Here is a 19799-nt window from a genome sequence, read left to right as displayed (position 1 = left end):
TGCTAACGGCCGTGACAACTGGAGTGCTGTCATTCTGCGAGCGCAAGATCCCCGTTGCGCTTTGCGGCTTTAGAAATCTGGGAGGATTTGATTTGCTCGCGAAACTAGCTATCTCGACTGCACTTACTCTGGCAATCAGCACCTACGCTTACGCTGAAACGCCGCGCAACGGTGGCACAATCCGCTTCTCGGCACCCTACGGTTCAAGCTTTTCGAGCCTTGACATTCACACCTCGCACCGCGCCCAGGACGAGATTTACGCCAAGGCAATTCACCGCTCGCTGTACAACTGGGATGCCACTAATAACCAGCCGGTTCTGGAACTCGCCAAATCGGTCGATATCTCCGAAGATGGACTGACCTACACCTACAAGCTGCGGGATGACGCCTATTTCCATCACGGCCGGAAGATGACCGCCGATGATATCATATGGTCGTTCACGCGCATCATGGATGGTGCCAAAGCATATCCGGGCGCGCGCTTCGTCCGCATCATCAAGGGAGCCGTCGAGGTCGAGAAGGGACAGGCTAGGGAAATTTCAGGTCTCAGGAAGATTGACGACCATACCTTGGAGATGGCTCTCACAGAGCGTGTTGATCCCGGTTTTTATCTCAGGACGGCAGCAACATCCATCTATCCTGCGGATGAAGCGGTCAAAGAGTCCTTCGTGATCAAACCGATTGGACTTGGACCCTTCAAGTTTGTCGAGCATGTACCGGGATCCCGGTTTGTCGCAGAGCGCTGGGAGAAGTTCTACAAGCCGGGCAAGCCTCATGCCGACAAAATCGTGATCTCGACCATGGGTGAAGCATCCGCGCGCGACGTTGCTTTCCGCAACAAGGAAATCGACGTCTCGATTCTCGGGCCAGCGCAATATGTCGCCTATCAGGCCGATCCTGAGCTCTCCAAAGGCATTCTCGAGGTACCGGAGGTTTATACCCGGATCATGGGCATGAATCCCAATTTCAAGCCTTTTACCGACAAGCGTGTTCGACAGGCGGTCAACCACGCCATTGACGCAGATCTTATCATCAAGCGTCTCAACAAGAATAAGGCCTACCGAGCCACAAGCTGGCTTCCTCTGTCGTCACCCGCCTATGACAAGTCCTTGAAGCCGTATACGTATGATCCGGAGAAGGCCAAGAAGCTGCTTGCTGACGCCGGCTACTCCGGCGGCTTCGAGTTCGAGTGGACGGCGACCCCGAATGAGAGCTGGGGTGTCCCCATAGTCGAGGCTGTCATTCCGATGCTCGAGAAGGTCGGGATTAAGGCGAAGATCAAGCCTGTGGAGGGATCCGTTCTTGCAGGCATCGTCAGCAAGGGCGAGTATCAGGCCTACATCTGGTCGAATACGTCCGGCCCTGATCCGCTTGGATCGCTGAAGTGCTTCCACTCGGCTACTCCCCAGTCGGCCTGTAATTATACCGCATTCAAGAACGCAGAAGTCGACAAGTTGCTGGACCAGGCGGGAGACGAGCGGGATCCAGGCAAGAGGGTCGAGTACCTGAAGAAGGCGAATGCGATCATCCAGGAAGAGGCTCCGATGTGGTTCTTCAACTACAACAAGGCCGTCATGGCTTATCAGCCTTGGCTCAAGGGCTTGCAGCCGAACGCAACGGAGCTTGCGTTCCAGAACTATGAGGATCTGTGGGTGGACGAAACCTCACCCGCTGCCAAATAACGGCGGCAGTCCAGTACGGTTGAACCGACTGACTTTCATCCCGGCATCTTCCAGAGGTGCCGGGATGTTTTCCTTGGAGACAGCGCATGACTGAGCAGGTGCGCCGGTCGGTTACCACCCGACCGCATAGGAAGCCCGCCGGGGGTCCGCGGCTCCAGCATGAACTCCGGTAGATACATCCGTCGACGCGGCGCAGACTGCCCCCGCGAGCCATGTCCAGTCCGGCCAGCAATGAACATCGTGTCCCTTGGCCCGTAGGTCGGTTCCGACCGTGGTGGGAAAACGCCCCTCGAGAGCCAATCGGGCCGGGAAGTAATCGTGCGGATCAAACGAGTTCGGAAAACTGTATGTGGCAAAGCGCGGTGCCTCGACGGCAACCTGGAGATCGTGCCCGAAGATGACGCGGTTAAGGAAGACCTGCAGCATGGCCTGGCACTGCACGTCGCCGCCCGGTGTTCCGAATGGCATGATCCACTCGCCTTCCTTGATCGCAAGAGCCGGATTGCACGTGAGGCGCGGGCGTCGACCGGGGTTGATATACCCGGGATGGGCCGGATCCGTGTATCCTTGAGAGCCGCGCGAGGAAGGACACAGCCCGGTGCCGGGCACCATGACGGAATCATAGGATGTATCGCTGGGTGTTGCGGCAAATGCATTGCCATGACGATCTACGACACAGACGAACGACGTATCGCCTGGGGGGCCCGGCTGTCCGGATGCGGCAGCCAAATCCGGCAAATGCGCACCGGAGCCAGACGGGACCGGCAGGCCGGGAGCGGCGCGGTCAGGATCGATCATCGAACGCCGGGTCATTCGGTTCTTGTCCGAGAGCAGCATCCCGAGAGGCACATGGATCGTCTGCGGATCCCCGTAATAGCGCTCCCGGTCCGCAAAGGACAGCTTGAGCGCTTCCACGACGGCATGGATGTATTGCGGGGAATTGTGCTCCAGCCGGCGAAGATCGCCGGGATCGAGCAGACCAAGGGCCTGCAAGAGCACCGGCCCCTGAGTCCAGGGTCCGCAGACATGCAGATCGACGCCTGCAAAGGAGCGCATGACGGCAGGCTCGACCGGTGCGGTGAACTCCTTCAGATCGTCGGCCTGCAGCCAGCCCCCCTCCTGCCGGAAAAAATGATCGATGGCAGCCGCGATATCACCCCGGTAGAATGCTGCATGCGCGGCCTCCAATCCCGCATCGCGGCCGCGCGACGAAGCTGAGCGCTCTTCATCGGCGAGATACTGAAGCGTTCCTGCAAGGTCCCGCTGGACGAAAATCTCCCCTGTCCGAGGAGGACGCCCCTGCGGCAAGAAGACGGACGCATTCGACGGCCAGCGCCTGTAGTCATTCTCATGAAGGGCAATCATATCGGCGAGCAATGGGTACATCGGGAAACCGTTGCAGGCGAACCTGATGGCTGCGGATGCAACTTCGCCGAAGCTCATGGTTCCGAAGCGCTGCAAAGCCGTGATCCAGGCTGACGGCGCTCCGGGAACGACGCTGCGGAAGATCCCGTGCGGGATTCTGCCGCCGTACTCGCGTCGAAACACCTGCACATCCGTGCGCCGAGGCCATGGCCCCAGTCCCGCTATCGTGTGAATCGATGCAGTCTTGCTGTCATACAGGATGATCGGCGCGACGCCGGCAAAGTTGACCAGATCGCACTGAACCACAGCCAGAACAATGCCAGCGGCAACCCCAGCATCCACCGCATTGCCTCCGGCTTCGAGAATTGCAAACGCGGCATGGGAGGCTGCATAATGCCCGGACACGGCCATATGCAGGGTACCCAGCAGCGTCGGACGGTGAGCGCCCGTGGCCCCGAGACTAAGACCTGGATTGGGAGGCTGAGCATTCATGAAGACACTCGCTGAAACAGCTGCGCGCGGAGGTTGCAGCGTAAAACTGTTTCCATGTTGATGGAAACAGCCCTCTTCTATTTCTCGCCGCTTTATTGACGGCGAACCGGATCCACTTCGCCGCAACATGCTCCAAGGTCAGCTCTGCGGCTCCGGAAGTGATCTGCCGCTCAGCCTACGGCTGTTGCCAAACCATCTGGGATGGCAATCTCGTCGACTCTCCGGCACCGGACGTGGTGCTCCCCTCCCCGATTTTCGAGCGCTGGCGCTGGGGGCGTCCGGCAGATGTCCCGCGCTTCCGGGCATCGGGGGTGAAAACCGCAGCCTGTCGGCGGACTGAGCGGGTTCGGGATCTCGCCGGTGATCTTGGTGCCGCTGCTTCGTTTGAACGGATCGGGGATCGCCGCGATGAGCGCCCGCGTGTAGGGATGCCCAGGCTGCGTGAAAATCGTGTTCCATGGGCCGCTCTCGACGATGCGGCCGAGATACATAACGGCGACCCGATCGCTCATGTGCTCGACCACGCCGAGATCGTGGCTGATCATGATATATGAGAGACCGAGCGTCTCCTTAAGTTCGAGAAGCAGGTTGATGATCTGGGCTCGGATGGAGACATCCAGTGCGGAAACCGGCTCATCCAGAACGACGATCTTCGGCTCGAGGATAAGGGCGCGCGCAATTCCGATCCGCTGTCGCTGTCCGCCGGAAAACTCGTGCGGGTAGCGCTCTGCAGCCTCTGGCCGCAGGCCGACGCGCGCCAGCATGTCGCCGATCCTCCCGTCGATCTCGCTCTTTGCCGTGATGCCGTGTAGGCGCAGAGGAGTCTCGAGCGTCCTCCGCACCGTCTGACGCGGGTTGAGCGAGGAATATGGGTCCTGGAATACCATTTGCGTGATCCGCGCCCTCGTCTTCCGGTCCCTCCCCGCCGTGCCGACCTCGTGCCCATCAACAACCACACGGCCGCGCGTCGGCGCCTGCAGGCCGAGGATGGAGAGTGCCAAAGTCGACTTGCCACAGCCAGACTCGCCGACGAGACCAAAGCACTCGCCTCGCTTCAATTCCAGGTCGACCCCGTCCACAGCATGCACGAACCGCCGCGATCCTCCGAGGAGCCCTCGCCCAACCGGAAAATGAACCGCGAGGTTTTCGACCTTCAGGATCGTGTCGTTGGAAGTGTCAGTCATGATAATGGCACCGTACGAGACCGCTGTCGGGAAGCGGCGTCACAACAGGATCTTCGGCTCGACAGAGATCGGTCGCGGCATGGCAGCGGGGGTTGAACCGGCAGCCGGTTGGAAAAGCCACGACAGGAGGCACCACGCCTTCGATCTCCTTAAGCTTCTTGCGGCCAAACTTGGAGCGGGCTCCTAGAAGCGGGAGCGAGGCGAGGAGCCCCTGCGTATATGGATGCCTCGGAGCTAGGAATATGCTGTCGGCAGCGCGCTGCTCGACCAAGCGACCGGCATACATGACTCCGACGTTCTGGCACATGTTGGCAATAAGCCCGAGATCGTGGCTGATCATGAAAACCGCGGTCCCCTGCGCTGCGGAAAGCTCCCGGATCAGGTCGAGGATCTCGGCCTGGACCGTCACGTCGAGCGCTGTCGTCGGCTCGTCCGCCAACAGGAGATCGGGCCCGCAAACCAGCGCCATGGCGATCATGACGCGCTGCCGCATGCCGCCCGAGAGCTGATGCGGGAAATCCTTTACGCGCCGCTCCGGTGCGGGCACCCGGACCCTTGCGAGGGCCTCCACCGCCTGGCGCTCCGCCTCCCTCCAGTTCGCACCCTTGTGAAGCACGAACATCTCGGCAATCTGTCGCCCGACCGGCGACAGCGGATTGAGGGCCGTCATCGGCTCCTGAAAGATCATCGAGATCCGGCTGCCCCGCAGCTTGCGCATGCCGCCCGGCGACAGATCCCGCAGCTCCTGCCCATCGAAACGTATGCTGCCGCCTGCAATGCTGAGGGGATTTCTCAGCAGACCGATCAGGGCAAGAGCGGTGATGCTCTTACCGCATCCGGACTCACCTACCAGACCGAACGTCTCTCCGCGCCTGATGCTGAACGAGACATCCTGCACCGCCGGATACCTCCGGCCGTTGACGGACAGATCGATACGGAGACCCTCTACCTCAAGAAGCGCCTGTCCTGTCATGCCCGTCGGCTCCGCGATTGAGGATCGAGAATGTCGCGAAGGCCGTCGCCGAGCAGGTTCAAGCCAAGAACCGTGACGAAGATTGCAAGGCCGGGGAAGATCGAAATCCAGGGCGCCGTGGTGATCTGATCCCGCGCATCGGACAGCATGCTGCCCCAGCTCGGGAACGGCGGGCGGATGCCGAGACCAAGAAAGGAGAGAGCAGCCTCGGCAAGAACCGCACCGCCCATGCCGAGAGTGCCGATAACGATGATGGGGCCGAGCATATTGGGCAGAAGCTGTGTCAGCATGATGCGCACGTCGCTGTAGCCCAGGACCTTCGCCGCCTGGACGTATCCCTGGCTCTTGAGTGACAGGGTCGAGGCGCGGGCAAGGCGGCAGGTGAAAGACCAGTTGGTGAGGCCGAGTGCAATCAGCAGACTGGTCAGCCCTGGATTGAGGATCGCCATGATTGCGAGGGCAAAGATGAGAGACGGAATGGCCAGCATCATGTTGGTCAAGCCACTCACGAAATCATCCCACCACCCGCCCCAATATCCGGCGGACACCCCGAGGCAGGCTCCGATCACCGTGTTGATGAGCTGCGAGATGATCCCGACGGTGAGCGAAATCCGCGCCCCGTAGAGAACCCGGCTGTAGATATCGCGCCCCTGCGCATCCGTGCCAAACCAGAACGCGGCTCCCGGCGGCTCCTCCGCATAGAGCAGGTCCGCATCCATGACCGGATCGGTATGAGCAAGCCAAGGTGCAAGGGATCCTGCGATCACCACGGCGGCAAAGAGAAATCCTCCGATCAGGAGATTGGCTCTGATCTTCATGTCGTCCCCTCAGGTGTACTTGATGCGCGGGTCGATAATCGCGCAGACGACATCGACGAGGGTGTTGATCAGGAGAAAGAAGAGGACGATCACTAAGATTGCCCCCTGCACGACAGGGATGTCCCTCAATGTGACGCTGTCGACGAGCAAGGATCCCAGTCCTGGCCAGGCGAAGAGCTTCTCGACGACGACGGCCTGCCCGATGACGGTGCCAAACTGCAGGCCGATGGTGGTGAGGACGATGACGAGAGCGTTCCGCGTCAGATGCCATTGCACCACGCGAGCCTCGCTCATTCCCTTGGCCCGGGCGGTTCGCACGAAATCGGCATTCATGATTTCGAGCACCGTGGCCCGTGTCGTGCGCGCCAGAAGCGCCATTGGTGCAACGCCGAGGGCAATCGACGGCAGGATCAGGTAGCGTATGCCGCCATCCCCGTAGCCGAAGCTTGGCAGCCAGCCGAGCACAAGGGCAAAGATGTACATCAGCATCAGGCCCAGCCAGAATTTCGGGAGCGACAGACCCGACACGGCGCTGACCATTGAAATCGTATCGATCCAGCTTCCCTGTCGCAGAGCGGCGATAAAACCGAGCGGGACACCGAAGACGATGGCAAACAGCATGGAAGCGAGGGCAAGCTGCGCGGTTGGCCACATTCGGTCCGCCAAGACCGTCGTGACCGGTTGGCGCGTCCGGAACGAGGTTCCGAGATCGAGTGTCGCAAGCTGGCCTACGTACTTGCCGAACCGGATGTAAACAGGATCGTCCAGCCCAAACTCTTTGTTAATTCGAGCCGCAACTTCGGCGTCCATGACGCTGCGGCCGTCGTCGTTCATGCTCGATACGAAGGTGCCCGGAATCACGCTGAACATCAGAAAGATGACGGCAGCAATAGACAGGACAATCGGAACCATTTGCAGCAGGCGCCGCAGGACGAAAGAAATCATTCAAGACTCCAACCTGGCGCTCGCAACACAGGGTTCGCGAACATCAGGACTTGCAGTGCATCCCGAGGCTTGGCCCAGTTGCCATATAGCAATCACCTCAATCACACCCGATAGAACCGTTCTGCAAGACAATATCAACTATTGGCAACACAATAATTTCTCCGATTGAGGAGCTTGATGCGCTTATTAAGGCAAATCCCCATTCCGCTCATAGTCTTAGTCGGACGATCAAATTGCATCCAGAGGCCAAATCGGGCGTCTGATCTTGCGATAGGGCCGTTCCGTGAAGTTCCTCGTTGATAGAGCTCCCGTATCGACCTCAATAACCTCTCGGGCAATCGGCTCAAACGCGGCCCGGAAGTGCTGCATCGACTTCACGATCAGAGTTGACTTTCGCGTCGGGTCGACACCTAGTGACGTGAACTGTCCGAGATCATTGGCCTGCCCGTTGTGGCTGATCACGATGATCTCAACTCCGCCAACACGCAGGAGAAGGCTCAGGCCGTAATTGCGCCGCGCTCCGCCGCCCATGGGCCCATAGGCGATGAAGCTGCCATCAGTAATGGCCGCAACATGGCCTGTGACCTCAATCGGTCCGCCACCCATAGTCGGATCGGTTTTGCCACCGAGCAGCAATGTCACGCGATTGCCCACACCCGCAGCCTGTGCCTGTAGAACAGCCTCGGGATCGTGGATGGCATGAAAGCCAGCGTTCTGCAGATCGGCATCAAGCACGGCCTTGAGCAGATTGGTGGCGTCTCCATAGGCTCCCGATCCCGGATTGTCGGAATAGTCGGAAATGACAAGAGGCTTGCCCGAACCGGTGCCAACCTTCGCCTTCGCGATGGCCTCGTCCAGCGGCGTGAAATGAATGGACGAGAACGTCCGCTGCTCCCACACATAGTCCATGAGTTGTTCGGCAATGGCCTGCGCCGCAGGCAGCTCATTGCCCGTTACGGCGATTGAAGGGCCGATGTCATGGACGTCGGCAGACGAGAAACCGGCCTGAACGCTGACCACGAGAGCCTGCCCAGCGGTCTCGATCTCATCGCCGCGGCGCAGCAGCTCCATCATAGGAGGCGAGGTCGTGCGGCCTCCATCCAGGGCGTACAGGATAGGCCGCCGGGCCAGCGCCACCTTCGGTGTCAGCTCTCCTGTCATTGCCCTTTCCAGGAGTTCGGCAGCCTGCCACGTGCGCTCGTACTGATCAATGTGAGGATAAGTCCGGTAAGAGATAAGCGCATTGGAATTATCGGCCATGCGCTGCGTGACGGTCGCATGCAGGTCGAGAACCGCGACAATCGGGACGCGGGAGCCGACGCGTGAGCGGATGCGGGCCAGCAATTCGCCCTCGCCATCATCATGGCTCTGCGTGGACATCGATCCATGGAGGTGAAGCAGGATCCCATCCACTTCATCACAGGCATCAAGGATGAGCTTCGTAATCGTCTCGAAACAGTCATCGGTGACGCGACCGGACGGATTGGCAGAAGCGGCGACGGGATGAACGAGCTTCCATTGGAACTTTTCGGCAGCTTCGAATGCGGAGCCGATCGACGTATGTGTTCCTCTAAAGGCGGGGATGATGTCCTCATCCTGATAGTAGCTGCAATTCCTAAATGCGCTCTCATCAGTTAGCTGAACACTGAACGTGTTCGTCTCGTGCATAAACTCTGCGAGAAGAACGCATTTCACCATTTTCCTTATCCCCCCATCATATCTGTTGGCTGTAGGAGCGCTGGCTCGCTGACACCCAATCGATATGTTATGTCCCTCAAGCCTCTAAGGGCGCAGTTTTACCGATGGTGGCAAAGGCTGGAATATTCTTCAACCCGAAACTTAAGGACGACCCATCATTCATGCACAACGATCGGTGTGGGCCAGCCGTTTGCACTTTGGTGCTATTGCCGCCTTGTTGCATGGAGGAGCGAGTTGGTAACCCAGGCTGGATATCATAGAGGCCCGTCGCCTTTTAAACAAAGACCCCCGCCATGCCCTTCAAGGCTCATGCCGCTCGCCGTCACCACATCCCCAGGCAGCGGTACTGGGTGACCAACTGGGCCGAGTACGATGCAGCCCTGCACCAGCGGGGAAGTCTGACGCTCTGGTTCTCCGATGAGGCGATTGCCGCCTGGCAGGCCGAGCCCCGCACGACACCGGGCGGCCAGCCACACTACTCCACTCTGGCGATCAGGACGGCGTTGACGCTTCGGGCGATGTTCCGGCTGGCGCTCCGCCAAACGGAAGGTCTGATCGGCTCGGACCTGAGGCTTCTGGGGCTGGATCTGGTTCTGTTCCGGCAACCGGAACACGGCCCAGAAGCATGTCTGGCGGGCCGCCATCGTGCTGCTGAGCGCCGATGGCGTCGGCACGGCCGAGATCATGCGCCAGACCGGCACCTCCGAAACCTGCGTCTGACGCGGGCAGGAGCGCTTCATGCACGAGGGCGTTGACGGGTTGTTGCGCGACAAGACCCGCCCGTCCCGGGTCAAGCCGCTCGGCCTGATATTGCCGAGCGGGTGGTCAACCCGACGCTGTCCGACCCTCCGGCCGAGGCCACCCGTTGGACCGCCGCCATGATGGCCGAGCAGACCGGGATCAGCGCCAGTGCCGTACGGCGCATCTGGCGGGCTCACGGCCTCCAGCCGCATCGCTATCGCCAGTTCAAGCTCTCCAACGATCCCAAGTTCGCTGAGAAGCTCAGAGACGTGGTCGGGCTCTACGTCAACCCACCGGCGCATGCCATCGTGCTCTCGGTAGACGAGAAGAGCCAGATCCAGACGCTCTACCGCACCCAGCCCGGTCTGCCGCTCAAGAAGGGCCGCCTCGAGACCATGACCCACGACCACAAGCGCCATGGCACCACCACACCGTTTGCCGCCCTGAACGGGTTCTGTTGCAGCTTTGAAGCTTCCCACCACCCAAGCTATGACGGGATAGGGTTGAGAGGGGCTCATGGTGATGGCAGGTAAGAAGAACCCGTTCCAGGGTCGGCAGTTCACGGCGGAGATCATCCTATGGGCGGTGCGCTGGTATCCGCAGTTCCCCATCAGCTATCGTGATCTTGAGCGGATGTTTGCGGACCGCGGCGTTAAGGTGGACCATACAACCTTGTTCCGCTGGATCCAGGCCTATGCTCCTGAACTCGACAAGCGCATTCGTCCGCACCTGCGGATGACCAATGGCTCCTGGCGCGTGGACGAAACATACATTCGGATAAAGGGCGAATGGGTGTACCTGTATCGTGCCGTCGATGCTGCCGGGCAGACCATCGATTTTCTGCTTTCACCCAGGCGGGATGCGGCTGCCGCTCGGCGCTTCTTCCGGAAGGCCTTGAAGCAGCCCCATACGGTCAATCCGCGGACCATCACGGTCGATAAGAATGCCGCTTACCCTATTGCGACCAAAGCCATGAAGCGGGCTGGAGAGCTCTGGCACTTTGCGAAACTCCGGCAGGTGAAGTTCCTGAACAACATCGTCGAGCAGGATCACCGGCGCATCAAGCGGCTGGTCAGACCGGCGCTGAGCTTCAAGAGCTTCGTAACAGCCTCACGGACGATTGCAGGCTACGAGGCTATCGCAATGATCCGAAAAGACCAGATTGTGAGCGCACCCGCGAACGACATGAAGGCCCAGAGGGACTTCATTGCTGCTCTGTTCAGCGCTGCTGCCTAACCTGAGTTCACCTCTGGCCATCGCTCGACCTATGTCGGGGGTTGCAACGGAACCCTTCGGACCATCCTGAGGGTGGGACACATGGCTGTCAGAGCGATTGATCCGGTTGGCCCCAAATCCATAGGCCCGGCTCCGCGACACAACTCCTTTGGCGACTGGGGTCGGCGGATTTGCGGACCTTTAACCGCTCTGCCCCGCTCGGCAGACGGGCGCACTGCCGGCCTTCGTCTTACGGGCGGGATAATCGCCCTGCTGCTAGGATCCTCAAAGCCGGCTATGGTTTCTCCGCCTTGGAGATGCGGCAATCCCTTGGTGTTCGGGACCAGGCAGGAGGGGTCGGAAGGTGGCGTCGCCGATCCTTCTTCACCCGCTCGCTCCAAGGGCAGCATTGCTAAAGTTAGCTTTCAGCCAAAGCTCAAGATAGCGTGAGGCAGCGGACCTTGGGCATGGTGGCCGCTCAAGAACAGGCGTTGTGGGTCGTCAGGTCGATAGGGATACGCAGGACCCCGCCGCTGTCTGCGGTGACCCCGGTGTAGCTGCCGGGGTCGTCAAGCGGCTTGGGGGTGTTCCACGGGGGATTTGGCCCCGCTGCCCCGCAGGAAAGGGCTTTGAGATTTTTCCAGCGAGCACATCTGAGACTACTTTCGCTGGCGAAACACGTTCTATGTGCTGGCGAGGCCTGCCATCTCCAAGCCATGCTCATAATGCTCCAGGTCAGCCGGACTTTGAAAGCGTGCAGGGATCCGCAGCCATGCGATTGGACCGCCAATAGCCTGCAGTTGCTCCGGCCCGAGGTGCTGATAAAGGGTCTCGCGCATAAGCTGAGCGTGCATGGCGGCCTCCTCTGTCTGGCCGGCATAGGCTGCTGCGGCGGCTAGCCAACCCCGGTTAGTTCTGATCCGGTCCGGCGACTGGCGAAGCCAGAAAAGCGCCTCCTCGTACTTGCGCCCGATGAAGCACGCTTTGCCCATCTGCTCGACAGAAACAGCCGGGTAGAATGGGTTCAGCTTGATCGAGCGCTCTGCCTGCTCGATACCCCGGCTTGGATCTCCGGCGTAGGCATACTCGAGGCCAGTGTAGCCGAGGGTCTCTACATCGCCAGGGCTGAGCAGAACGGCACGATCTAAATGGAGACGGGCCCCTCCGAAGTCGCGCCTCATCTGTAGGAACATCCCGAGTAGCCAGTGACCCTGCGGGTCGAGCGGATCAAGTTCAATCGCCTGCCGTGCATAACCGATGGCTTTCTCCCGCCGCTCTTCCTCCTCCCGGGGCGCAATCCCGCCTGTCGCGATGTGGCAGACAGCCAAGCCGCAATACGCTGCAGCCGAGTTCGGATCTTGCTCGAGCGCACGGCTAAAACACTCGAGCGCCTTCGCGTGTGAACTGTAGTTGGTCGAGCGCTCGTACTCCCGTCCACGTAGGCAATGCTCATAAGCTGTCAGCGAGTGGATCTCTCTGTGGCGCACCCTCTCCAACTCGGCTTGCTCCACCTGCACCGGGATGCTGGCGACAATCGCTTTGGCAGCCTCTTCCTGAAACGAAGGCAGCTCCTGCCAGTCTCCTTGGAATCGCTCGCTCCACACGTGGCGCAGTGAAGCATTGTCAACGAGCCGCACCGTGACGCTCAACCGGTTGCCGGTGCGACGGACACTGCCCTCGACCGTATATCGAGCCCCCAGTTGTCGCAGCCTTCCTTCTATGTCCGGTTCTTGCAGGAGGGCGAACGATGTATGTCGAGCAAGCACCGCGAGCCGGCGGAAACGCGCGAGATCCCCGATAACATCTTCCGTCAGCGCTGCCGGCAAACTGCCCAGCGTTTGGTCCTCCGAAAGATCCCGCAACGGCAGAACCGCAACAAGGGGTTTGCCATCGAAGGACGCGTCGCTGCGACCAAGAACCCAGGCAGCATTGAAGGGCTCAGCGGCAGAGCGGCCACCCGACTGGCTTACAGTGCGCCCGAGTTGTTCGACCTCTGCCCCAGGTCTGATCTGGAAATCACGTGCCAGAAGGGCGCGGAGCTGCCCGTAACGCCCGACTGCGAGAGCGTGTTCGCCTTGGTTCATGTGCAGCCGTATCAGGGCGGCGTGCATGCGCTCGCAGTAGGGGTCGATCCCGAGGTAGCGTTTGGCACAGTGCTTGGCTTCTGCCACCTCGCCGCGCCACAACCTGAGAGAGAAGAGATTCCAGAAGGCTGATTGAGCTATTTCGCGCAAACGCTCCCTCTCCGGCAGGAGCCAGTCTTCGTACTCAGCGCTTGCGTCCGCGTTGGGCATAAGATCGCCTAGGTAAAGTTCGCAAGCCTCGCTGAGCGCTTTGAGGGTTCCTTCTCGCGCGAGGGCCTCAAAGCGCGCCACATCAACGGAGACACGGTCGGGGTCCAGCCACACCGAGTGGCTGTCGCTGAGGAGGATCCGCTCACCTTCTTCCAGGTCCTTCCTGATCTGGTGGAGGGCAAACCTCAGATTGCCTTGCGCGTGCGGCAGATCGGAGCCGGGCCACAGCAGATCCTGAACAGTCTCCCGTCGATACTTCTTGCCAGGTACGTAGGCCAGAAGCGCAAGCAGCAGCCCTCCCTTTTGACTTGCGAGTTCGACATCCCCGCGATCGGGATGTCGCAGGCGAAGCCCGCCAAGCAGTGCGATCTCGAGTTTCGTCATGGCTGACCCTCGAGCGCTGTGGATGCGCACAACAGTCTAGCACCAGCGAATGGTTAGCCGCAATGGCAGGGGGTATAGCTCTAACGCCCGACTAACGCTGGCCTCCCTCAGCCCTAACGGCGGTCTAACGCAAAGGTCGCAGAATCCCACCGGCTCAGAGGGAGGGTTCATAAAGTGGAGAAAGCTCGTCTAATCAGACACCCACACACGCACCACAGCTCCAAGAGGGCCCCGCGCACACAGGCCTTTGCTGGCGCGCTCATAACCTGCGGCATCCTGCTTGTCTCGCCAATGCTCGACTACGCGCCAGTTCGTGCGGAGACGCCGGAGGGATGCTTGGATGGCGAGTGGATCAATGAGGTCACTCAGTTCGTCGCGGAGGAAACACGCTCGCAAGTGCCGGAGGTTTGTGTACGCTCTGCCCCGGCAGAGGTGTTGAATGCGCTTGTTCCATCGGCAGTGGCCAGGAAGTCTCATGGAGAAACTCTCGCTGCCGTTTACGTCGCCGCGACCCGTGAGATCCTGATGGTACAAGATCTGAATCCTGCCACACCGCTCGCCCGCAGCTATCTCGCCCATGAGCTTGTGCATGCGCAGCAGTTTGGCCGGGGTGCGCACGAGCGTGCCTCATGCTTGGGAGCCTTGGAAGGAGAGGCCTACAACGTTCAAGCCCTGTACCTTCACACAAGAACCAGCAACAATGACGGGGATGCGTTCATCTTCCAGGTGCTTGGCATGTTCCAGAGCGCATGCGGCTACGCCAACTGACTTCGGCCACCTTTCAGATAGGCAGGGGGTCTAGCGGAACTTGAGGGCCTTATATGGGAAGCTCAAGGAACGGTGTCGAGGACTATCAGGTAGCTGGGATTACCCAGGCTCCCATTGTCGTCTGCGGTAACCCCCGGTGTAGCTACTGGGGCTTCGGCGGGGTCAGGTGCCCATGGGGGATCTGGCATCGCCTCCCGCAGATAGGGGCCTTCAGATTATTAAGCTCTGATTATCCTGATATTGCTTCGGCAAATCAGGCTGACAAAACCACACTAAACACACCTACGAAGAAGAGAGCGTAGGCGATCCAGAGGAGCGCCTCTGTGGTGTTCCTCAAGACGTTGAACTCTCTGTCACCGAGGTCGTGGTCGAGCGTACTGATTTCGGTTCTGCATTCGTGCATGTAAGCTGTATTGGCGGCAAGTTCGCTGTTTATAGTTCCACGCGCCAGTGCTTCAGACCTTCTCGCATCGAGGGTGACAGAAAGCTCTTTGATTTTCTAGGTTGTGAAGTCATCTCGAAGCCGCCCGTGGTGCGTCCACTGAAAGGCCCGACGCTCCAGCCAGCAGCGCGACAGAGCTGGAGCGCGTGGTAGGGGCAGGTCCAAGGTAACCAGGCGAATGTCTCTTATTGGCACTCCACGGACGAAAGAGCTTGGTCCGCTTTAGCGCTCACAAGCCGACCTTCGTTGAGCGGCCGGAAGGTGGACGTTTGCCTAGAGGCGACATTCCGGGACGTCGCTCGAGGCCAAGGCCATCTGCTATACGGCATGGCCGGATGAGGCTGCTATTGCTTTGCTGCATGCAGCATTGCCTTGCACCGATCACGGCTTGCTCGCGGCTGGGGCACGCCTAACCTGCCGACTGATTTGGCATGCCGAAGCCCATCGCCGCCGGGCGAGTCGAGTCAGGCTCATAATGAGAAATTGCTGCGCCTGTTCGCCTGGTAATAGGGTTATGTGTGACCTCTACCATGACCACAACGCGATGTCCTCAACTCACCTGCACTCGGCGCGTCACCTGGCCGTTGCTCTCCCAGTAAGTTCGCTTGTTGGCAATCCCCGAGTCAGTCATCGCCGGTTGAACGTTCCCCTGGAAATCTACTGCCCTGGAGGTGATGCGATGCTCACCCGGTGACGGGCGTTCCCAATCAACCGACCAGACCCGCCAGGCATGGTCCGCCTCCTCGCTCCGATCGATGCTGGCCGCCATCCAGGGACCATCGTCAATCTGGACCTCCACCTTGGCGATGGGCGCACCCCACGCCATCCCGATGATGCGGTACTGACCGCCCTGGCGGGTCACCCTAGCCGGTGCCGACTTGAGCCGGTCCCGCCCAACGGAGGTCTCAATCCCCACCACCGTTCCGTCCCGCTGCTCCTCCCGCAGGGTCACGTAGTCCCGAGCCATGAAGCGGCCCATGAACGGGGTGTCGTGCACCTCGATGCGGTCGAGCCATTTAACGTTAGCAACTCCGTACCAGCCGGGGGCAATCAGACGTAACGGGAATCCGTTGGGCTGAGGCAGGGGAGCCCCGTTCATTTCGTAAGCCAGGATGCTGTCGCTGCTCATGGCATCAGCAAGCGACATGCTGCGGGCGAAGTTCTGCCGTACCTTGACATCACGCACCTGCTCCTCGCCGGCATCGCTGCCGAAGAAGACCACTTCCCGACCGCCGCGCACCTGCGCTTCCTCCAGGATCGGCGCCAGGGGCGTGCCGGCCCATCGGGCGTTGCCAACTGCGGAGGTCAACCAGGGAAAACCATGATTGCCGGAGCATTCGAGGGTGAAAGTAACCTCGCGCCGGGGGCGAGCCTTGATGTCGCCGAGTGTCAGCCGGAGCGGGCGCGCGACTGACCCGCTGATCTCAAGAGCCCAGGACTTCTCATCAATCACGGGGCGATTGTAGTGGGCAACGCTGAAGAACTGCTCGTTCGGCGTCAACCAGGTGTTCAGGTCCTCCCACTTGGGCAGGTTCTGGACAACGCCGGAGGCCGCATCAGGAACGGGCGGCGGCTGGTCAGCCCACCGGATGACCTCCTCGCCAGGGCGAGCCGGGAACGCGCGGGCGAGGGAGGAGCGGAGAACCGTCAGCCCGGCGAAGGCGGCACTGCCGTAGGTGAGAAAGTCGCGGCGGAGAAGGTGATCGGATTGCATTGCTGTCTCCATCAATCCAGTAACGCGGAGCTGTCTTGCCGCTCTGCGTCCCTGCCGAGGCTCAATTGCCCCAGAGCAGGTTGTTTGGGCCGACCTCGTCCCCCCAAGGGTCAAGAAGCCCTTCGGGGTGGCTTGCCGTGGCACAAGGCAGAGTCGACGGACTCACTGAACACTTACGGAACTCACACAAGCGGCAATCGCGGGCGACGGTGTAGCCACCTGTCGCGGGATTGTGGCACCACGTAAGAACTCCAGTCTCACGTGGACAAGGCGGGGCCAGTTCGTGGTTCGGTCGCAAAACCGCGAGGACCAGGCTTGAGCCTGCGCCCTTCAGCGGTGCATGTCGACCACAGAGGTCATTTGCTTATCCTTAAGAGTTTGCATGCCTTGTGATGGAGAAAGTCCGAGCTTTGAGGGTGGCCTACTTCCATCCACTGGCTTCTTGGAAGCACGTGTCGTATCCCTTGGCTGCCGGAGAATGGTGTTCTGGCTAATCACGAATGTCGTCTCTTGGCCGATTTTGTTGAAAAACTCCCTGGCGCCGCTGCATGAGCCTATTGGTAGCGGCAGCGTGCGAGATCGGGCCCAGCATCTTGTATGCTGACCACGCAAAAATCGGCAGTTCCGGACTTTTTCAACACTATCGGCACGGAGCCGAAGTAAGCCGAACGTCTGGTTGCGCAGGGTCAGCGGACCTTTACACGGCTATGCTGAAGGGCAGGACGTGACCGAGGGTTCTCTAATTCCGGGCCTGAGATCAAGCTCTCTGTGAGCGTCCTTGCCGGGTCCAGGGTTCTCTCCGCGGTAAGGACAGGCCTTCCGCATGATGGCGTCAGATGACGCTGGTGGATCAATGTGTGAAGCGCGCTTGGCCCAAGAGGGCCTCGCAAAGCCTGGGGCGATCTCACCAACGCCAACGTCCCGGCAGGAACCTTGCTTCCCGCGGGTTGGCGGGAATCCAGTTAAACTTTCATGCTGCTTGTTGGGCGGCCTCCTGTGATGACCAGCGGAAGTCCGTGCCATCCATCCACATCCGGTGCAGAATGACGGCAAGCTTGCGCGCGACGGCAACCTTGGCTTTGCGCAGTCCGCTGCGCTTGGCCAGCCTGAGACCCCACGCCTTCAGCGCCGACCACTTGGCCACCCGGGTGAGCAGCACGTTGGCGGGCACCGTCAAATTAACCAAGGGGTGACCGGATCGGGGCATAGGCGAGGGATGAAGAACACCCGTCATCCCCGCTATGCCCGCCACCGCTTTCCGGCTGAGGTGATCAGCCATGCCGTCTGGTTGTACTTCCGATTCCCCTTGAGCTTGGTCGTGTGGGAATTGTTGGTCGCGTGGAAGCTCCAATCGGTGCTGAAAGCGATAAGCCGTGCTGATGGATAGTCAGGTCAACTGGAACAGCCCGCGCTGATAAATACTCCATGACGAGGAAGTGCTGCTCTGAGAACCAATGCTCATTGATTACGTGCGAGCGATGCGCTCGACGATATAGCAACAGGGTTGCTCGGCGAATCCTGGCCACGAACCCTCGAAACCTGTTGGCCATTGAAATCGACGCTGCCCTTCCCTCGTTGGCTGCCTTCTGGTGTTGGCGCATCGAGATCCGTAATTGGATGGACCATCGCCGCCGATCAAGCAGCTATTGGAGGTCGGTCGGGCTATACGTGTGGCTCTCTCAGGACAGTTGGGTCCGTGGGGTCATAACGCTCGATGCGCTTACAAAGGCCGAAGTTGAGATTGCACTCGGCGGGCGATGGCCAATCATCTTACGTCAAACCGATCAAACAGTCCTTCGCGGTCGCATCTACGAAGCAGTGGGTCCTCTCGTGATCTGGAACGACGGACAAGATCAATTCCGGTACCAGCACCGGAAGCTGACAATCTGGCCACGTCGCACACCGGTACTGATTGAGCCGCGCTTCTCACCGAGGAAAAACAAGTTTCTCGAACCGGTGCCAATTTTGGTGTGAGCAGAAGGAACTCATGAAAATCTCACCCCCTGCCGTGTACGCCTATGATCTCACTGCTGCGGAAGTCATAGATATCATCCATGACCGTCATCTCCGGAACTGTGAGCTTCTGTCTGGGCCGGTGCTCATGCTGGGCTTTCGGCATGATGCTGATCTTCTTCATTTTAGATTTGCGTTCGGCGAGGATGTTGATTTTGCAGATGACTTCGCGTTCGTGCGTCCCTCCCGCCAAGATCAGGTTAGAAGCTTCCTCGTTGAGAACGAGATAGGAAGCCGAGTGACGCGCCGAGAGCTTCTTGCCGTAGCGTTCTGGAACATGGACGATAAGGTCGCCTTCGACGAAGAGTTATATATTTCATCGCTTCAACCTTGAGCAGCGACCTCTATCTTATGATGATCGTTGCGAGAACGTCTCCTGAGCGCCGAGGTCGGTGATATGCAGAGCATGACAAGCCACCGGATCATTGCAGTGTGTCTGACGATGTTTCTGCCACTTCCAATATCCGCCATCGCACAGGCTCTTCCCAAGGTCGGGACGTGCCCATCTGGCTATCACACGAGCGGCAGCGCCTGTATTCCGAACTCTAGGGAAAGAGCAGCCCGTCCCGCTTTGCCGAAAGTCGGCTCCTGCCCTTCAGGCTATCACACCTCGGGTGACTACTGCCTCGGCTATGAGGGTGCCCGACACGCTCTCCCGAAAACAGGAGCCTGCCCGAGCGGTTATCATACCAGCGGGGCGTACTGCCTATCGTCCCGGTGAGACTTGCTATGGACCATTTGCTTCGCGGCGAAAGCCGCCTTGGAACCGCTCGACCTCAGCCAGGACCTCAAGACGGAGGGGCTCCTCCTGACCCTTGCCTACGCGACTAATGAAGTTGTCGATCTCGGTCGCACTTATTGGAGGACCGTGCTCGCACATCATCTCGGCGAGATCTTCGGGAAGCGCATCAATTTGCTCTTGCAGGAGGAGGAGCGCCGCGCGGATTGTACTCAACTCTCGCTTGTCAACGACAAGAGTGATGGTACTCATCTGGTCCTTATGTCCAAAGCATATTCGCTCAGCCTATCCCCTGATGAGGCGAAATCAAGGCAATGGAGGCGTGCAACGGC

General features: G+C 59.8%; 13 protein-coding genes and 4 pseudogenes. 7 read left to right on the top strand and 10 right to left on the bottom strand.

The features are described 5' to 3' along the window. Positions 1-77 precede the first annotated feature (77 nt). Complete coding sequence (locus tag ILT44_RS13755; protein WP_372441163.1) at positions 78-1682, top strand: ABC transporter substrate-binding protein; 1605 nt, start codon at positions 78-80, stop codon at positions 1680-1682. A gap of 111 nt (positions 1683-1793) precedes the next feature. On the opposite strand, the gene ILT44_RS13750 is transcribed toward ILT44_RS13755, so the two are convergent. The 6 genes from ILT44_RS13750 to ILT44_RS13725 all read right to left on the bottom strand — a co-directional run bounded on the left by ILT44_RS13750 (position 1794) and on the right by ILT44_RS13725 (position 9157). Next, on the bottom strand, positions 1794-3539 hold the full coding sequence (locus ILT44_RS13750; RefSeq protein WP_204240163.1) for a gamma-glutamyltransferase family protein: 1746 nt from the start codon (positions 3537-3539) through the stop codon (positions 1794-1796). 170 nt (positions 3540-3709) lie between these two features. Further along, complete coding sequence (locus ILT44_RS13745) at positions 3710-4723, bottom strand: ABC transporter ATP-binding protein (protein WP_204240162.1); 1014 nt, start codon at positions 4721-4723, stop codon at positions 3710-3712. Then, entirely contained in the window at positions 4716-5696 is a 981-nt protein-coding gene (locus tag ILT44_RS13740) for an ABC transporter ATP-binding protein (RefSeq protein WP_204240161.1), read from the bottom strand. Before ILT44_RS13740 ends, ILT44_RS13745 begins: the two co-directional genes overlap by 8 nt. Continuing rightward, positions 5693-6514: an ABC transporter permease gene (locus tag ILT44_RS13735; RefSeq protein WP_204240160.1), complete on the bottom strand. Its 822-nt coding sequence runs from the start codon at positions 6512-6514 to the stop codon at positions 5693-5695. Before ILT44_RS13735 ends, ILT44_RS13740 begins: the two co-directional genes overlap by 4 nt. A gap of 9 nt (positions 6515-6523) precedes the next feature. Beyond that, positions 6524-7459 (bottom strand): ABC transporter permease, encoded by a 936-nt coding sequence (locus tag ILT44_RS13730; RefSeq protein ID WP_204240159.1) that lies wholly within the window; start codon positions 7457-7459, stop codon positions 6524-6526. Positions 7460-7687: 228 nt separating this feature from the next. Next, positions 7688-9157, bottom strand: a complete 1470-nt coding sequence (locus ILT44_RS13725; RefSeq protein WP_204240158.1) for a M81 family metallopeptidase — start codon at positions 9155-9157, stop codon at positions 7688-7690. A 293-nt stretch (positions 9158-9450) separates the two neighbouring features. Between ILT44_RS13725 and ILT44_RS13720 the strand changes: the two are divergent. The 3 genes and pseudogenes from ILT44_RS13720 to ILT44_RS13710 all read left to right on the top strand — a co-directional run. Then, positions 9451-9748 (top strand): annotated as a pseudogene (locus ILT44_RS13720) (transposase); the annotation flags it as partial. A gap of 12 nt (positions 9749-9760) precedes the next feature. Next, positions 9761-10347 (top strand): annotated as a pseudogene (locus ILT44_RS30875) (IS630 family transposase); the annotation flags it as partial. A gap of 67 nt (positions 10348-10414) precedes the next feature. Further along, positions 10415-11134 carry an IS6 family transposase gene (locus tag ILT44_RS13710; protein ID WP_443673960.1) on the top strand — a complete coding sequence of 240 codons (720 nt, stop codon included), beginning with the start codon at positions 10415-10417 and terminating at the stop codon, positions 11132-11134. 662 nt (positions 11135-11796) lie between these two features. On the opposite strand, the gene ILT44_RS13705 is transcribed toward ILT44_RS13710, so the two are convergent. After that, positions 11797-13791 carry a BTAD domain-containing putative transcriptional regulator gene (locus ILT44_RS13705; RefSeq protein WP_204240155.1) on the bottom strand — a complete coding sequence of 665 codons (1995 nt, stop codon included), beginning with the start codon at positions 13789-13791 and terminating at the stop codon, positions 11797-11799. A 336-nt stretch (positions 13792-14127) separates the two neighbouring features. Between ILT44_RS13705 and ILT44_RS13700 the strand changes: the two genes are divergently transcribed. Then, entirely contained in the window at positions 14128-14559 is a 432-nt protein-coding gene (locus ILT44_RS13700) for a DUF6647 family protein (protein ID WP_204240154.1), read from the top strand. A gap of 992 nt (positions 14560-15551) precedes the next feature. On the opposite strand, the gene ILT44_RS13695 is transcribed toward ILT44_RS13700, so the two are convergent. Together ILT44_RS13695 and ILT44_RS13690 are read right to left on the bottom strand one after the other, a co-directional pair. Beyond that, positions 15552-16715 (bottom strand): sulfite oxidase, encoded by a 1164-nt coding sequence (locus ILT44_RS13695; RefSeq protein WP_204240153.1) that lies wholly within the window; start codon positions 16713-16715, stop codon positions 15552-15554. Between the two features lie 970 nt (positions 16716-17685). Beyond that, a pseudogene (locus ILT44_RS13690) lies at positions 17686-17880 on the bottom strand (IS110 family RNA-guided transposase); the annotation flags it as partial. A 51-nt stretch (positions 17881-17931) separates the two neighbouring features. On the opposite strand from ILT44_RS13690, the pseudogene ILT44_RS13685 reads away from it, so the two are divergent. Together ILT44_RS13685 and ILT44_RS13680 are read left to right on the top strand one after the other, a co-directional pair. After that, positions 17932-18054 (top strand): annotated as a pseudogene (locus ILT44_RS13685) (IS6 family transposase); the annotation flags it as partial. 648 nt (positions 18055-18702) lie between these two features. Further along, positions 18703-19062, top strand: a complete 360-nt coding sequence (locus ILT44_RS13680; RefSeq protein ID WP_204240151.1) for a hypothetical protein — start codon at positions 18703-18705, stop codon at positions 19060-19062. Between the two features lie 393 nt (positions 19063-19455). Here the strand turns inward: ILT44_RS13680 and ILT44_RS13675 are convergent, their stop codons facing one another. Beyond that, on the bottom strand, positions 19456-19719 hold the full coding sequence (locus ILT44_RS13675) for a hypothetical protein (protein WP_204240150.1): 264 nt from the start codon (positions 19717-19719) through the stop codon (positions 19456-19458). Positions 19720-19799: the final 80 nt, after the last annotated feature.

The sequence above is a fragment of the Microvirga arvi genome (assembly GCF_016892765.1).
In the GTDB taxonomy this organism is placed as follows: Bacteria; Pseudomonadota; Alphaproteobacteria; order Rhizobiales; family Beijerinckiaceae; genus Microvirga; species Microvirga arvi.
Note: the sequence above shows the minus strand (reverse complement) of the source record. Positions and strands in the feature narration are given on the sequence as shown.

Coding starts and splice junctions, on each gene's coding strand:
- ILT44_RS13750 (WP_204240163.1), bottom strand. CDS start 3,539: ATGAATGCTCAGCCTCCCAATCCAGGTCTTAGTCTCGGGGCCACGGGC.
- ILT44_RS13745 (WP_204240162.1), bottom strand. CDS start 4,723: ATGACTGACACTTCCAACGACACGATCCTGAAGGTCGAAAACCTCGCG.
- ILT44_RS13740 (WP_204240161.1), bottom strand. CDS start 5,696: ATGACAGGACAGGCGCTTCTTGAGGTAGAGGGTCTCCGTATCGATCTG.
- ILT44_RS13735 (WP_204240160.1), bottom strand. CDS start 6,514: ATGAAGATCAGAGCCAATCTCCTGATCGGAGGATTTCTCTTTGCCGCC.
- ILT44_RS13730 (WP_204240159.1), bottom strand. CDS start 7,459: ATGATTTCTTTCGTCCTGCGGCGCCTGCTGCAAATGGTTCCGATTGTC.
- ILT44_RS13725 (WP_204240158.1), bottom strand. CDS start 9,157: ATGGTGAAATGCGTTCTTCTCGCAGAGTTTATGCACGAGACGAACACG.
- ILT44_RS13710 (WP_443673960.1), top strand. CDS start 10,415: ATGGTGATGGCAGGTAAGAAGAACCCGTTCCAGGGTCGGCAGTTCACG.
- ILT44_RS13705 (WP_204240155.1), bottom strand. CDS start 13,791: ATGACGAAACTCGAGATCGCACTGCTTGGCGGGCTTCGCCTGCGACAT.
- ILT44_RS13695 (WP_204240153.1), bottom strand. CDS start 16,715: ATGCAATCCGATCACCTTCTCCGCCGCGACTTTCTCACCTACGGCAGT.
- ILT44_RS13680 (WP_204240151.1), top strand. CDS start 18,703: ATGAAAATCTCACCCCCTGCCGTGTACGCCTATGATCTCACTGCTGCG.
- ILT44_RS13675 (WP_204240150.1), bottom strand. CDS start 19,719: ATGAGTACCATCACTCTTGTCGTTGACAAGCGAGAGTTGAGTACAATC.